A 15,028-nucleotide genomic window follows, 5' to 3' on the forward strand; every position below is an offset into this window, starting at 1 on the left:
CTGAATAAATTGTTATTTTATAAGCGAATTGACTTCGCAATGTTTAATTCTTACAACCAAGTTGTAAGTTCCTTACACATCATCGATTATCAATCTTGTTCAGTTTTCAAAGATCTACCTTTTATTAACTTGCTGTCTTAATTGACAACTCATTAATCATAGCAAATTATCAACACAGTGTCAATAACTTTTTTTATTTGCCAACGCTTGAAATCAACTGATTTAACGCGACTTGATTATGATATCAAAATCATCAATCACTGTCAACATCAATTTTTCAAGGTTATTTGAGAAGACTAAGTAATCTCTCTCAACAGCAATATTTATACTACCAGGAAGTCTTTTTACGGTCAAGTACTTATTTGAAAATTTCTACTTTGTTTACTAGAACATCTTCAACGGGTTTGTCACTTGCATCTACTTTAGCATCTGCAATCTTATCAACGATATCCATACCCTTAACTACTTGTCCGAATACAGTATGTCTGAAATCTAGCCATGGTGTTCCACCATTCTTAACGTAATAGTCAATGATTTCTTCAGGAAATCCTGCTTCATTCATTTGATCCATTAGTGTTTCAGGAAGTGTCTTATTTTGTACAATAAAGAACTGACTACCATTGGTGTTTGGACCAGAATTAGCCATAGACACAGCTCCACGTACGTTGTATAAGTCTTTAGAAAATTCATCATCAAATGGACGGTTCCAAATACTTTCCCCTCCTGCACCGGTTGCTGTTGGATCACCACCTTGAATCATAAAGTCTTTGATAACTCTATGGAAAGTTGTTCCATCATAGTAACCAACTTCTGCTAATTTCATGAAGTTTTCTACTGCTTGAGGTGCTTGTTTTTCAAACAAAGCTATTTGAATGTCACCATAATTTGTCTTTAGAATAGCCATCGGCTTATATTTATCATCTATACTTAATTGTGGATATTGAGTCATTTTGTCCTCCAAATATTTAATTGCTATATCTATTATAGCTAACGAAGTAAAAATGATTAAGTGTTTTTACTAAATTATTTTAAAAAAACTTTAATGTAAATCATGTAAATTTGTTAAAATATAGTTAAACAACAAAAGGAGAGAGAAATGCAACTTTTAATAGATTTTATATTACACATTGACCAACACATCATTAACTTGGTTAATTATTTTGGTGATTGGACCTACCTACTACTATTTCTAGTAATCTTCATTGAAACTGGAATCGTAATTATGCCCTTCCTACCTGGGGATTCATTACTATTTGCAGCAGCAGCTATCTCTGCAAATCCAAAATATCACCTAAGTATATTCATATTTATCATCCTATTCCTAATTGCTTCAATCGTCGGTGACTCATTAAACTTCTTCCTTGGTGAAAAAGTTGGTAATAAACTTACTAAACAAAAACATATTGGTAAGTTCATTAAACAAGAACAACTAGACAAAGCAAAAACTTTCTTTGATAAATACGGTATCTTAGCTATATTTATTGCTAGATTCATGCCAATCATTAGAACATTCGCACCATTCATTGCCGCCTCAAGTGGTTACAAGTACAGCAAGTTCGTTAAATATAACGTTGCTGCTTGTATCGTCTGGGTACTACTATGTTGTGGTGGAGGATACTTCTTCGGAAACATCCCATTTGTACAAGAACACTTCTCAGTGGTTGTACTTGGTATCATTCTGGTAACTTGTATCCCTGCTTTAGTAGCATTGTTCAAAAAAGAAAAGAAAGCATAATAAAAAGGACTCCTATGTTGGGGTCCTTTTTTATTGTGTTGATCTATTAATACATCGTAATAGGATCAAATAAAATACTGTTACAAATATAAATATAAAAGCAAATCCAATCATAAAGTACTGATCTGGAAACAGTATGATGATTGGTTCTTTTTTTGCATTAAAAATCCAATCATTGTTTCTAAATAGGATTTTATGGAAGAAGATAAACGCATCATTGAAATCAATTAAAGCAAACACAAAAAGAAATACAAAACATCCGTATATTTGCCTAAAAGCTGATTTTAAAAGCCATAAAAGGCGATTTTTCCTTAATCTAATCAATATTTTTATGACTATTGGCGTCATAACTACCATAAAGAGATTATTTAAAAGAATTAACCTTCTCACATCACCAAAGTGTACCTTTACCACGTTATTAATTGGCAACGTTGTTTGCATATCACTAATAAAGAATGACTGTAAATATCTAATAATCAATAAGTAATTATCACTGATTTGTCCTGAACTCATTTTAATGTCATGTTGTACGTTTAATACGTGGGCAACTGACGTATATATAAATGGCATGTTCATAAATAAAAATATCGAGCAAGTTATAAACCACAAGATGATTACTAACGACAATGCTCGATACTTCATAAATTCAATATTCAAATTAAACTTCCCAGTCATCCAATGAATCAATTTGATGAGTTGGTTGAACTTCTTTTTGTGCCACTTGTTCCTTGGTAGATAAACCAGTGTAGACAATTAAGGTATCCATGCCAAAGTTAATACCCGCTGAAATATCAGTCATGTAGTTATCTCCCACCATGACTACGTCAGACTTGCTCAAACCAATCTTATCCAATGCGTTTTGCATGATAATTGATTCTGGTTTACCAATTAAAACAGGTTTTTGTTGGGTTGCGTATTCAACAAGTTTTACTAATGAACCTGCTCCTGGTTGCATCCCTTTTTCAGTTGGAATATTACTATCTGGATTAGTACCAATAAACTTAGCACCATCCCTTACTAATAGAACTGCCTTACTTAATTGATTGTAAGTAACTGAACTATCTAATCCAACAATTACATAGCTAGGCTTATTATCAGTAATTTCAAAACCGTTATTTTGAAGAGCAGTGATTAATCCTTTTTCTCCAACTACATAAGCTGTCTTGTCTAATTGGTTGCTTTCAGCATCTTTTTTTACATAATCAGCAGTAGCTAATCCGGCAGTGTAAACGTTATCGACACTCACATGGATGTCGTGGTTATCACCTAGGTTTTTAACTACATCCTCAGGCATCTTAGTTGTGTTATTGGTTACGAAAAGAAAATCAATCCTGTTTGATTGTAGTCTTTCGATAAATCTTTTGGCAGCTGGAATTCTCTTACTTCCGGCATAAATTGTGCCATCAAGGTCAATGAAATAACCCTTATACTTTGTCATTAATATTCTCTCCTAGTCCGTTCTCTGTTTGATTGTAAAGTGTCTCTTGCCATGTCCCTTGGATTGGGTCACTGTCACGTGTTCTCTTTTATCTACACGAGGCTTTTCGTTAGTAACCTTTTCTTTGATAAAGGCATGACGGTTATTCTTATTGGAAGAACGACGGCCTCTTCTCTTATTGAAAGAACCGTTTGGTTTAGTCTTCACTTCTAGGTTATGCAAAACAAAATAGTCCGCACCCATGTTGGCATACTCATATAAATAATCTTGAATTGCCATGAATTGGTTTTGTAATGGTGTGTTACTACCATCGTCAGAAAATCCCTTTAGTCTTAATACGCCGTATCCGTAATCACCAACGATAAAGCTGTATCTGCTAAAAATGGGATTGTAACTAGCAGTGAAGTCATCAATATTAAAACAGTTATTACGATTACTGATGATTTCATATTTATGGCCATTAATTAAAATGGTCTTTTCGTCTTCAAGTTTTATGTTAGCTAGTGGTTTATAGTTACTGTTCTTTTCTTCGACTAGCTCTTCAATACTCTTACGATCCAAAATTATCCTCTCCTATTCTAGCGGATATTTCTTTGATAAGTATGATGCGAACACTTCTCTAAGTGTTTGATCATACAAGATATTATTATCACCCTTAATTGCAACCGTTGGGAAGAACGGAATGAAGATGTAATGATCTAGTAATGCAATTTCGTAGTTTTGATCAAAGTCAATCAATTTACCATCGAAGTAAACATTGTTTTGATCATCTACATCGATTCCATCATAGTTCAATTGGCCAAAGTACTTTCCTCTAAAGCCCATTCCCTTTTGTTCATATGCAATTAGGAATTTCCAATTCTTTTGCATTTCCATTACCATGCGCCATAAGTCGCTACCTGATAATGTTGTCTTAATTACATGCATAGAATGTGGCAAGATTTGGTGTAATTGGTTCTTATCTACAATGCCTTTTGGAAGAGCATGTAAGAACAATCCGTTATTAACGATTGCTGCTTTAGTTCCAGCTTTTTCTTTCATCGCAGATAGAAATTCGCTAACCATTCTTGGTTTACCACGAAGACCATTATCCATTTTTTCATCTAACTTAGCAACTTTAGATTGAGCTAAAATGTCTTGACCTCGTTTTTCTAAAGCATCAAGCCACTTACTGTCTTCTGGTTCAACTGGTAAGTCACTAGTTTTAACAACACTAGCTTCACTATTGATAACGTGATCATCTTCAACTTCTAGTGTTACCTTTCCAACATAGTATCCATACTTGCCGGCAGCAGCCAATAATGATTGATTATCTTTTTCACCATGTTCAAACAAATGGTGAGTATGACTTCCAATGATAACGTCAAAACGTGGAAATTTCTTAGCAATTAATCTGTCTTGAGTAACCCCTAAGTGGGATAACAATACTAATACTTCATCATCCTTATCATTATCCAACAATTCCGGAATCTTTTCTTGGTCGTCAATTGGGGTCCATCCCTCAAGGGTATATGTTGATTGATATGGAGCTGTTAAACCATAAATCTTAATATGATTACCAGCTGGGGTATCAATCATCTTAGTTTCATGAGCCCAATCCGGTCTCTTCTTAGTATCAGAATCAACAATATTAGCTAAAACGACGTCAAAGTTGGCGTCATCATACAAATGATTTAACTGTTCTTTACTATTGGTTAGACCTTCATTATTACCGATTGTGGCAGCATCATAGCCGATTTCATTTAATAATTCAACATTGGCTTTACCGTTGGTAGCATCGGTCAATGGATCAGCTCTATCTAAGGCATCTCCTAAATCAACTGTAATGACGAAATAACCTTGTTTTTCCAGTTTTTGTTTTTCGCTAATTAAATATCTTTTTATTCTTGGCCAATTTTCAAAGTGTGAATGTAAATCATTGGTATGTAAAATAGCAATTTTTTCCAAACTTACTTCCTCCTTATCGTCTTTTGGCAAAATCAATTTTCTTTTGTTCCACCATCTTAAAAATATCCTGTTCACTAAACGGAGCACCGAATGGCTTCTCATAGCCTAAATAGTCCTTTTCTGGACTATCTACCCCAACATTGATATTTTCCTTTACCGGCACTGAATAGTGATGAATATGCCCGTGGAGATCAATAATCGGTCCAACCTGGCCCATCATCAAAGGATAATGGGTCATATAGTATTGGGCATGATTCAGCTTAATCAATGCTCCAACATCGTGGAAAGAAAACTTTGGTTTCCCATTCAATTCATAGTTATTTTTCTCAATGAACTTAAACAAAGCTCTACTATCATGATTTCCTTTAATAAAGACAATTTGTCCATTCAATTGTTTTAAAATATCATAAATTTTTTCATGTGCTTTTCTTTGGGGCTTTTCATGACAGACTGCGATATCACCTAAATGATAAACAATATCACTGTCAGAAACTTCTTCATTCCAATTTTTAATGATATCGTTATCCATCTCATCCACAAAGAAATATGGTCGTGGCGCGAAATTCTTATTTCCTATCATGTGTTTATCAAGAAAATGCGTATCCGCTATAAAGTATTTCATTCTTGCCACCTACTTCCTTACTAATAGAATAAACTATTATTGAGCAAATGAAAAATAAAAAAACAGCTTCAAGCAAACTAACCACTTAATTAAGTAATTAGTTGTTGAAACTGTTTTATTTTTTATACGCGGTCTTTAACAACCTTAAAGATGTATAGGAATACAATCCATACGATTGATCCAATTAATGGAATCATTGTGTCTACTCTAAATAGCAATACAACTGCTACGAATAGTAGGAATGCTAATACGAAGTAGCTTGAAAGTGGGAATAAAGGCATCTTAAATGTTAATTTGTCTTCTTCCTTGTTCTTCTTAACAGTCTTTCTGTACTTGATGTGAGCAATTACGATTAATCCCCAAATGAATAGGAAGCATGTGGTAGCCACACTTGAAATTAATTGGAAAACACCGTTTGGCATAAATGCGTTTAAGATTAGTGAAATTGCGATAACAGCAATTGAGAATACAATTCCTGATGCTGGTAAACCGTTCTTAGTTAATGAACCAATCTTCTTACCAACCTTATTATCAGTACCGTAGCATAGTGAGTATGCCATTCTACCAGTTGTGAAGATTGATGAGTTACATGCAGAAACAGCTGCTGTCAAAACAACAAAGTTGATGATTGACGCAGCTCCGGCAATTCCAATGTTTTGAAATACTTGTACGAATGGACTTGATGAAGCATTGATGTAGTTCCATGGGTAGATGCACATTAATGCTACTAATGAACCAATGTAGAAAATTAAAATTCTTGAAGGAACTTCGTTAATAGCCTTTGGAATAACCTTTTCAGGATCGTGTGTTTCTGACGCAGTCATACCGATCATTTCAATTCCGGCAAAACTAAAAATTACCATTTGGAAACTCATTAAGAATCCTGAGATACCGTGTGCAAACATCTTGTGACCAAATAGGTTTGAAAGACTAGCGTGACCCACTGGAGTCTTGTAATTCATAATTACCAATATAATTCCTGTTGCGATTAAGGCTAAAATAGCAACAACTTTGATTAATGCAAACCAGAATTCAGTTTCACCAAATGCTGATACATTAATCGTGTTCAATAGGAACAAAATTATAATAAGAATTAATCCAGTTATCCATTGTGGCACACTTGGGAACCAATACTTTATGTACAAGCTGGCAGCTGTAATTTCAGCCATGGCAATTGTTATCCAGCAGGCCCAATAAGTCCAACCAGCAACAAATCCCATCTTTTCGCCTAAGTACTTTTCAATAAATTCGATAAATGAATGACAATCAACGTTTGATAATAATAATTCGCCAAGTGATCTCATGATAAAGAATCCTGCAATCCCAGCAATTAAGTAAGCTAAAATAATTGATGGTCCCGCAAATTGAATAGATTCCCCAGCTCCTAAGAACAAACCAGTTCCGATTGTTCCACCCAAAGCGATTAATTGAACATGACGATTTTTTAAACCTCTAGAAAGCTGTTGGCCTTCTTGTTTCGGTGATTCTTGCATTTCATCACCCTCCTCTAAATATTCTATGATTTTAATTATACATATTTTATTCGAACTGCAATACGTCCGAACCTTTATACAATAGTACTTAGCGACGTTTAATCCCCGACGTTTCAACGTTTGTTCATGTTATTTATATTTAATTGAATTATTTTCATCAATCCATGAAAATAAAAAAGAGACCTTATTCGGTCTCTTTTTCTTTATTTTTTAAGACGTTCGATATCTCTAACAATCATTAATTCTTCGTTTGTAGGAATTAATAATGTCTTAATCTTAGCATCGTCAGCACTGATATCTCTTTCAACGGCACGAATGTGGTTCTTTTCAGGATCGACCTTAACACCGAAGTAACTTAACTTATCAGCAACTTCTTGTCTGATACCAATATCATTTTCACCAACACCGGCTGTAAATACGATACCATCAACACCGTTCATTTCAGCAACGTATTGACCAACGTATCTAACGATTCTGTTCATGTACATGTTACGAGCTAGTTCAGCTTGGTGGTTTTCATCCTTAACTGCTTCTAGATCTCTCATATCAGCAGAAACTTCTGATACACCAGCTAAACCTGACTTCTTGTTTAGGATGCTAATCATTTCGTTAATATCTGAAATGCCTTCTTTTTCCATAATGTAAGCAAGTAGTGAAGGGTCAACATCACCAGATCTAGTAGCCATCATGATACCAGTTAATGGAGTGAAGCCCATTGAAGTATCTAATGACTTACCATGGTCAACGGCACAGATTGAAGCACCGGCACCTAAGTGCATAATAACTAGTTTTAAGTCTTCTAGTTTTTTGCCCATCATAGCAGCAGCACGGCCTGATACGTAACGGTAACTAGTACCATGTGCACCATATTTTCTAGCTTTGTGATCACGGTAGTACTTGTATGGTAAAGCATACATATAGTTTTCTTCTGGCATTGAAGTATGGAATGAAGTATCGAATACAGCAACACTAATTACATCTGGCAAAATCTTCTTAAATGCTTTGATTCCTAGAATGTTTGCTGGTTCATGAAGTGGAGCTAATTCTGATAGTTCTTCTAACTTACTTAAAACATCATCATCAATAACAACTGAGTCAGTGAAGTATTCACCACCGGCAACAACACGGTGACCAACACCTGTGATTTCGTTGTAATCAGCAATAATGTTTAGGCTTAGTAGTTTGTCTAATACAAGTTTGATGGCTTCTTCATGGTTTTGGATATCCATTGTCTTTTGGAATTTTTCGCCATCACCATATTTAATTTCAACATCTGATTTAGTTAAACCAATTCTATCGATTGCCCCGCTTGAAATTAATTTTTCTGAAGGCATTTCGAATAATTTAAATTTTAATGTGGAACTTCCTGCGTTAATTGCAATTGACTTTCCCATAATAGTTCTCCTAACTTTTTTTAGATAATAAATCCTTTTCTTCCCACTCAACTAGTTCTGCTAAGAATTTTTGGAAAGCAGATACTTCGTTAAATGATGGGAACTCACCAATCATAATTTTTTCAACTTGGTGGGCATCTTCACCATGCTTTTGTAGAATCAAAATTGCTTTTTGAGCATTTGCATTGTTAAAGATTTCTTTTGGTAGATTCAATAATGCTTGAAGATAAGCATTATCTTGAATCCATTTTAACAATGATTTTGATTCCGGCGTGTTAAAGATATTACTTGGTACTAAGAAAACCCCATAACCACCTGGTTTGATATGGTTCATCCCTTGTTCGATTAACAAGTGGTGAGCATATGAATGACCATCTGTTGATCTTGTCTTATAGTTAGTGGTATTTTCATCAATCGGATAATACCCAATTGGTAAATCAGAAATTACTAAATCTGCATCATCTACCAAAATATTGGCAACTGAATCTTGGTAAATAAGTTCAGTATTTTTATCGTTTCTTTGCATTTGTGTACTTATGCTTGAAACGGCTAACATGGAATCATCATTATCGATTCCAATAGCATGCAAATCAATATCCTTAACTGCATCCTTCAATTGATTCATAACCGTAGTTAATAGGTTACCCATTCCAACGGATAAATCCAGAATCTGTAGATGCTTGGCATTCTTAACTAATCTAATAACCAAATAACCCATGATAGAAGCTATTGTATCAGGTGTTATTTGGTGATTTGCTTGAATTGCATCCTCTTTGGTTGCTTTAATCATGCAAATTTGAATTGCCTTTCTTACAGTTTCTGCATCCATAGATTGATAATCTACGTCTCGGTATAATCCTTCTAACTTAGAAACTGTGTCACTATCTGGTATATCATCTTCAACATGAACTTGTCCGTCATTGATAAGGTTATCTCCAGTCTCGATAAATGCATCAAGATATGATACCCCTAGCTTGTCTTTCAAGATTTCAGCTGAAGAATTGAAAACTTTAAACAGAGTTTCTGTATCTTTCTCAGTCAGCACACTCAACTCCCTTAAAAGTATTATCACTTAATAACAACTTTCATATTACCAGATTTTTACAAGAAAATTCAAGATAAACCATTAATAACTTGCATATAAATTATCGTTATTCATAACTTTTTATCAATTTATCTATCGTCTGCATTTCAGCATTATATTTTTCATATTTTATCAATAAGAAAATTGATAAAACCGATAGAACGACAATTGCAATCAATGTCGCTGATCCACATTTTTTACTCATAAGATATTGAACTCACATCCTCATAACTTTCACCATTTGTAAATAACACATTTATTGCTAAATGCTTCTTTACTTCTTTAAAACTAACACTTTCAACATCATCTAAAAGCGGATAAAAGCCTCCATTGATTCCGGTTAAGATTATCATTTCGCCATTTTTATACATTTGATATTCTTTGGAGGACCTTTTACTCCCCATAGATAATAATTTCCCACCCACAATTTTATATAAAAAGTAGTGTTTTTTAGTTGATTCGATATTATTTAGGAATAGCTGAAAGTCCACCGCATGCATATTTTTTTGATTATATGATTTTTTCAATGGATTAATCATTGTAATCGTAAATGCAATCAAACCAAGTATCGTTAGTGCGATAATTGTTTCAATAATCGTAAAACCCTTTTCTCTTTTCATAGTCTAATCTCTTTTGTATCAAAGTTCTTCTAGCTTTATCGAGATTGTCATACATGTGTTGATTTGATTCACAGAAGAAAATCATCCCTACAGAAATTAAAGTCAATGCCGTAATCGAATCAATCATAATAAAGCCTTTATTCATAATACTTTTCATATATTTTATAAGTACCTCCACCAAGTTGTACTTTTAAATAGTAACGGGTATGTGTTTTATTGGAATACCACTCATAGGTTTGTGGTGGAACATATCCATCATTGTTAATAATTATTAATAAATTATCTTGCGAACGCATACCGTTGGGCATTCGGAGTTTATTATAATTGCCATCGTTCAAAAAGATAATGTCATTATTTTTCTCGTAAATATATGTCCTTAATCCGCTATATTCACTACTCTCAATTCCATGTTTCCAATACACATTAAAGTTTTCCCAAAAATCTTTTTCTAACTCTTTATCATTAATGTGAACACCTTGATATAAAAATATACATAACGACATAAAAATCGAGCTAATGATTAATACAATCAGCATCTCAATTGTAGTAAACGCCCCCTTATTCTTTTGCCACTGCTTTATTGTCCACAATTTGAATGCCTTCTTCTTGAGCTTGATCAGCTTGTTTTTGGGTTAGGTAACCATTTTTAACAAGAGCATCCATACTTACGTCTCCTTTATTTTCATCCGATGCAAATGAATCAATTTGACCTTGGACTAATGTTTGCATTGCATGGACGTGTACGTCTGTTGCATGTTTTCTTTGCCCTGAAACATTTGGTACAACAATTAAAATTAGTAGTGAAATAATAAATAATACAATTGTCATTTCAATTAATGTGAAGCCTGATTTTTTCTTGTTCATTTTTTAAATTCCTTTCAATGATGAATAAATTGGCATAAGAACAACTAAATATGCCAAAACAATACAAATTCCAATAAATAAAAATAATAGCGGTTGAATTAGATTAATTAGTTGATTTGAACGACGATTCATTTCCTCAAATTTAATCTGTGAAAAAGCCTCTAATTTGATTAATATTTCAGACACCTTTGACCCATGATGAAAAAATCCGTTAAATTCTGCTGGAATAAACGAATACATTCTAGTTAATTTACCAACGTCTTCACCATGATCAGCCAGTCGACGTGCCTTTTCTCCTAACATATACATAATCGTATTAGGTTTGAAGTCTTTTAAAATGCTTAGGATATTCTTTAAATCAATTCCGTTTTGAATCAACATTTTTAATTCAAGCGACAATATATATCCCATATAAGCTTTGTAAATTTTTCCGATAAACGGAATCCTCGATATAACGTCTCTTTTTCTGAGTAATGGTAATCGTTTGTACATTAGAGTTACGATTAAAATCCCTATAAATAGGCAGAATAAAATTATATATAGCCAACCTAAATCATAATGTTGCATAGAATTAATCGAACTTAATTGTGGTAGCACAAAGGCATTGATTGCATAAACAATCCCTATCAAAATAATCACTAATACAATTGGGTAAAATAATAAATCCTTTATTTTGGACTTGTTTTTTAACTTAATTTCAATAAAGTGACTTAACTCGGCTAAACAAGATGAAAGATCACCATATTTCTCACTAATCATGATCTGATTATAAAAATCGTTATGAACCAAACCAACAATGCTGTCACTGAAGCTATTACCTTCACTCAACTTATTAGCAATTTTTTTAATCGTTGACTGCCTACCACCTACTTCAGATAGAAATTGAAGAGATTCCTTAATCGTGAACCCCGCACTAAACAAATCACTCAAATTCTTAAATAGATAGTACTGTTTATTCAGCGATAGTTTTTCCATTGCCAACTATCCTTTCTTTTAAACCTGCAAAATCATTTCTAATATCCATATTCACTGAAATATCTCTTTGATTTCTTACGGACAACTTTTGAAATACAACTGAATTTAAACAGTTAAATAGATCACCATAATCACAACCCAATTGACCTAGTCTATTAATGACCCCGTCAATATCCCTGGCATGGATGGTAGTTAGCACCAAATGTCCTGATAGTGCGGCACGAACTGCGGATTTTGCGGTACTAGCATCCCTAATTTCACCAATAATAAAAATATCCGGACGGCTTCTTAGTCCGACCTTAATCAACTCGTCGTAACCCATATCAGCTGACTCATTAACCTGTAGCTGAAGAAAATTGGGATTAATAATTTCTACTGGGTCTTCAATGCTCATGATCAACTTATTGGCACTCATCGAATTAGCTAGATGATAAATTGACGTTGTCTTTCCTGAGCCAGTTTTACCAGCGAAAATAATCATCCCATTTTGTTTTGATAATTCCTTCAACCGATAAAATTGATTTTCATTGTCATAATTAATTGTCTCGTCATCCAATGAATAAATAATCCTAATCACCATGGATTCGTGATTTTTATAGTTTCCAACTGAGGAAAACCGTAAGAAGAATTTCTTTTGGTTATTGATAAACTCAAATGAACCAATCTGTGGTCTTCTACGCTCACTGATTGACATCCCACCAATATATTTACAGTAATTAATTAATTTGTTTGCTTTTTCATAATTAATACAATCATGATTCTCAATATTTAAGCCTGTGTGTTCCCTAACAATATAATTTTCGTTAATCGGCAGAAGATAAATGTCTTTAATTTTGTCTTCAATTGCTTGATTAATTAGATTATCGAAATAATTTGAAATATTCATAAAAAAACCTCCACTTTTTATATTCGCAAAAAGTGGAGGTTTCATTTATTTTTATACAAAAAAAGATGCACATATGTGCATCTCCTTTAATTATTCAGCTGCTTCAGGTAATTCAGCTGCTTCATAAACGTCTTGAACGTCATCGTTTTCGTCAAGTTCGTCAATTAGACCAGTGTATTGTGAAACTTTGTCACTTGGTACAGCAGTCTTGTTTTGAGGGAACATTGTAACTTCAGCAGTATCTAAATCATATTTTTCTTGTAAAACATCTCTAACAGCAGTTAGATCTGAAGGTGCAGTGAAGATTTCAAATTGGTCGTCATCTGACTTCATGTCTTCTCCACCAGCATCTAAAACATCCATTAACATACTGTCTTCATCAACGTCTAAACCGTCACGTAGGATAACGATGTATCCTTTACGGTCAAACATGTATGAAACAGAACCATTTGATCCTAGTGAACCACCATGGTGACTGAATGCTGAACGTACGGCAGCAGCAGTACGGTTCTTGTTATCAGTTAAGCAAGAAACCATGATAGCTGTACCAGCAGGTCCATATCCTTCGTAAGTAATTTCTTCGTAGTTTGCTCCACCTTGACCAGAAGCCTTATCGATAGCACGTTGAATGTTATCCTTAGGCATGTTGGCAGCATGAGCTTTATCAATCACAAGACGTAATTGTGGGTTACCATCTGGTTCTGGACCACCAGCTTTAGCAGCTTGGTATAAATCACGAGACAATTTTTGGAAAATCTTACCACGTTTTTTATCTTGGGCACCTTTACGTCCTTGAATGTTATGCCATTTTGAATGTCCTGACATAATCACAGCACTCCTCTCGAATTCTATTGTTTCATTAGTTTACAAACATATCAATTATATCAATCAGTATATAATTAATCAAGTTACTATATCAGCTATTTAGTTGAGTCGCGTTCAACTATTTCATAGCCTAAAACCACATAACGGTTATCAATCTCTTCTTTGTTCATAATCTTAGTCAATAATCTCATCGCTACCGCACCAATATCATACAAAGGTTGAGTGATTGAAGACAATTGTGGTCTCATCATTTTCGCTAATTTTGTATTATTACTTGTGAATAATTCAAAATCTTGTGGCACTGAAACTCCTCTATCGGTCATTCCATTTAAGATTCCGGCAGCCAATTCATCATTAGTGGCTACAGCTGCAGTAATCTTATCATTGATGATTCGTTCAGCCAAATCATAACCGTCTTCATATGTTCCTTTTGTTTCGAAAACTAACTTTTCATCAAACTTGATTCCGTTGTTTTCTAATGCTGAAACATATCCTTTTAGTCGGTATTCTTTATTAACATCTTGTTTCATTGAACCAGATGCAAAGGCAATTCTAGAATTACCATTTTTGATTAAACGTTCTGTTTCATTCTTTACAGCATCTGTATAATCGATGTTTACGCTAGGTACAGAGTTGTTAATATCAACTGAACCCGCAAGCACGATTGGACAGTCAGAACGCTTAAAATCAGCTCTTAAATCGTCATTAATTTCATTACCCATGAAGATAATTCCATCAACTTGTTTACTTAACAATGTATTTAATACTGATGCTTCCTTATCGGGATTATCATCCGAATTGGCTAGGATAATATTGTACTTGTACATAGTAGCAATATCATCAATTCCACGAGCTAGTGAAGAAAAGTATCCATCGGTTACATCGGGAATGATTACCCCAACCGTTGTTGTCTTCTTACTTGCTAGTCCCCTTGCCACAGCGTTAGGGCGATAGTCCAGATCATCTATGACCTTCAACACTTTTTCTTTGGTTGCTTGTCGTACGTTACTGTTACCATTTAAAACTCTGGAAACAGTAGCCATGGAAACACCAGATTCTCTAGCAACATCGTAAATAGTTACATTTTGCTTTTCCATTCTCTCAAACTCCTCTTTAAGTCCGCCTGGTTTGTTTTCATAGCGCTT

Annotated in this window: 17 protein-coding genes; 1 reads left to right on the top strand and 16 read right to left on the bottom strand. The window is 34.0% G+C overall.

Annotated features, from left to right (window positions below):
* Positions 1–358: 358 nt before the first annotated feature.
* On the bottom strand, positions 359–949 hold the full coding sequence (locus ACOMA7_RS05220; protein ID WP_034530939.1) for a peptidylprolyl isomerase: 591 nt from the start codon (positions 947–949) through the stop codon (positions 359–361).
* 147 nt (positions 950–1,096) lie between these two features.
* Between ACOMA7_RS05220 and ACOMA7_RS05225 the strand changes: the two genes are divergently transcribed.
* The gene (locus ACOMA7_RS05225; RefSeq protein ID WP_034530938.1) at positions 1,097–1,735 is read left to right on the top strand and encodes a VTT domain-containing protein; all 639 of its coding nucleotides are present in this window, start codon (positions 1,097–1,099) and stop codon (positions 1,733–1,735) included.
* 30 nt (positions 1,736–1,765) lie between these two features.
* Here the strand turns inward: ACOMA7_RS05225 and ACOMA7_RS05230 are convergent, their stop codons facing one another.
* The 15 genes from ACOMA7_RS05230 to ccpA all read right to left on the bottom strand — a co-directional run bounded on the left by ACOMA7_RS05230 (position 1,766) and on the right by ccpA (position 14,980).
* Positions 1,766–2,410, bottom strand: coding sequence for a TIGR01906 family membrane protein (locus ACOMA7_RS05230; protein WP_081006884.1), 645 nt, complete (start codon positions 2,408–2,410; stop codon positions 1,766–1,768).
* Positions 2,394–3,173 carry a TIGR01457 family HAD-type hydrolase gene (locus ACOMA7_RS05235; protein WP_421392423.1) on the bottom strand — a complete coding sequence of 260 codons (780 nt, stop codon included), beginning with the start codon at positions 3,171–3,173 and terminating at the stop codon, positions 2,394–2,396. Before ACOMA7_RS05235 ends, ACOMA7_RS05230 begins: the two co-directional genes overlap by 17 nt.
* Positions 3,174–3,185: 12 nt before the next feature.
* Positions 3,186–3,734 carry a YutD family protein gene (locus ACOMA7_RS05240; protein WP_034532203.1) on the bottom strand — a complete coding sequence of 183 codons (549 nt, stop codon included), beginning with the start codon at positions 3,732–3,734 and terminating at the stop codon, positions 3,186–3,188.
* A 12-nt stretch (positions 3,735–3,746) separates the two neighbouring features.
* A complete protein-coding gene (locus tag ACOMA7_RS05245) occupies positions 3,747–5,120 on the bottom strand; it encodes a bifunctional metallophosphatase/5'-nucleotidase (RefSeq protein WP_421392426.1) in 1,374 nt (457 codons plus the stop codon).
* A gap of 13 nt (positions 5,121–5,133) precedes the next feature.
* Positions 5,134–5,742 carry a metallophosphatase gene (locus ACOMA7_RS05250; RefSeq protein WP_421392428.1) on the bottom strand — a complete coding sequence of 203 codons (609 nt, stop codon included), beginning with the start codon at positions 5,740–5,742 and terminating at the stop codon, positions 5,134–5,136.
* A 122-nt stretch (positions 5,743–5,864) separates the two neighbouring features.
* Positions 5,865–7,235: an amino acid permease gene (locus ACOMA7_RS05255; RefSeq protein ID WP_421392431.1), complete on the bottom strand. Its 1,371-nt coding sequence runs from the start codon at positions 7,233–7,235 to the stop codon at positions 5,865–5,867.
* Between the two features lie 203 nt (positions 7,236–7,438).
* Positions 7,439–8,629: an acetate/propionate family kinase gene (locus ACOMA7_RS05260; protein ID WP_054608076.1), complete on the bottom strand. Its 1,191-nt coding sequence runs from the start codon at positions 8,627–8,629 to the stop codon at positions 7,439–7,441.
* 10 nt (positions 8,630–8,639) lie between these two features.
* Entirely contained in the window at positions 8,640–9,674 is a 1,035-nt protein-coding gene (locus ACOMA7_RS05265) for a class I SAM-dependent methyltransferase (protein ID WP_138741715.1), read from the bottom strand.
* A 236-nt stretch (positions 9,675–9,910) separates the two neighbouring features.
* Positions 9,911–10,333, bottom strand: coding sequence for a competence type IV pilus minor pilin ComGF (locus ACOMA7_RS05270; protein ID WP_054608075.1), 423 nt, complete (start codon positions 10,331–10,333; stop codon positions 9,911–9,913).
* 137 nt (positions 10,334–10,470) lie between these two features.
* Positions 10,471–10,923 (bottom strand): hypothetical protein, encoded by a 453-nt coding sequence (locus ACOMA7_RS05275; protein WP_421392436.1) that lies wholly within the window; start codon positions 10,921–10,923, stop codon positions 10,471–10,473.
* Positions 10,892–11,197, bottom strand: a complete 306-nt coding sequence (gene comGC, locus ACOMA7_RS05280) for a competence type IV pilus major pilin ComGC (RefSeq protein WP_054608072.1) — start codon at positions 11,195–11,197, stop codon at positions 10,892–10,894. Before comGC ends, ACOMA7_RS05275 begins: the two co-directional genes overlap by 32 nt.
* Positions 11,198–11,200: 3 nt before the next feature.
* Positions 11,201–12,172, bottom strand: coding sequence for a type II secretion system F family protein (locus ACOMA7_RS05285; protein ID WP_421392440.1), 972 nt, complete (start codon positions 12,170–12,172; stop codon positions 11,201–11,203).
* Positions 12,150–13,058 carry a competence type IV pilus ATPase ComGA gene (gene comGA / locus ACOMA7_RS05290; protein ID WP_054608070.1) on the bottom strand — a complete coding sequence of 303 codons (909 nt, stop codon included), beginning with the start codon at positions 13,056–13,058 and terminating at the stop codon, positions 12,150–12,152. Before comGA ends, ACOMA7_RS05285 begins: the two co-directional genes overlap by 23 nt.
* 90 nt (positions 13,059–13,148) lie before the next feature.
* Positions 13,149–13,883: a YebC/PmpR family DNA-binding transcriptional regulator gene (locus ACOMA7_RS05295; RefSeq protein ID WP_421392443.1), complete on the bottom strand. Its 735-nt coding sequence runs from the start codon at positions 13,881–13,883 to the stop codon at positions 13,149–13,151.
* 95 nt (positions 13,884–13,978) lie between these two features.
* The gene (gene ccpA, locus ACOMA7_RS05300; protein WP_054608069.1) at positions 13,979–14,980 is read right to left on the bottom strand and encodes a catabolite control protein A; all 1,002 of its coding nucleotides are present in this window, start codon (positions 14,978–14,980) and stop codon (positions 13,979–13,981) included.
* Between the last annotated feature and the right edge of the window lie 48 nt (positions 14,981–15,028).

The sequence above is a fragment of the Apilactobacillus intestinapis genome (genome assembly GCF_049166695.1).
GTDB lineage: Bacteria > Bacillota > Bacilli > Lactobacillales > Lactobacillaceae > Apilactobacillus > Apilactobacillus kunkeei_C.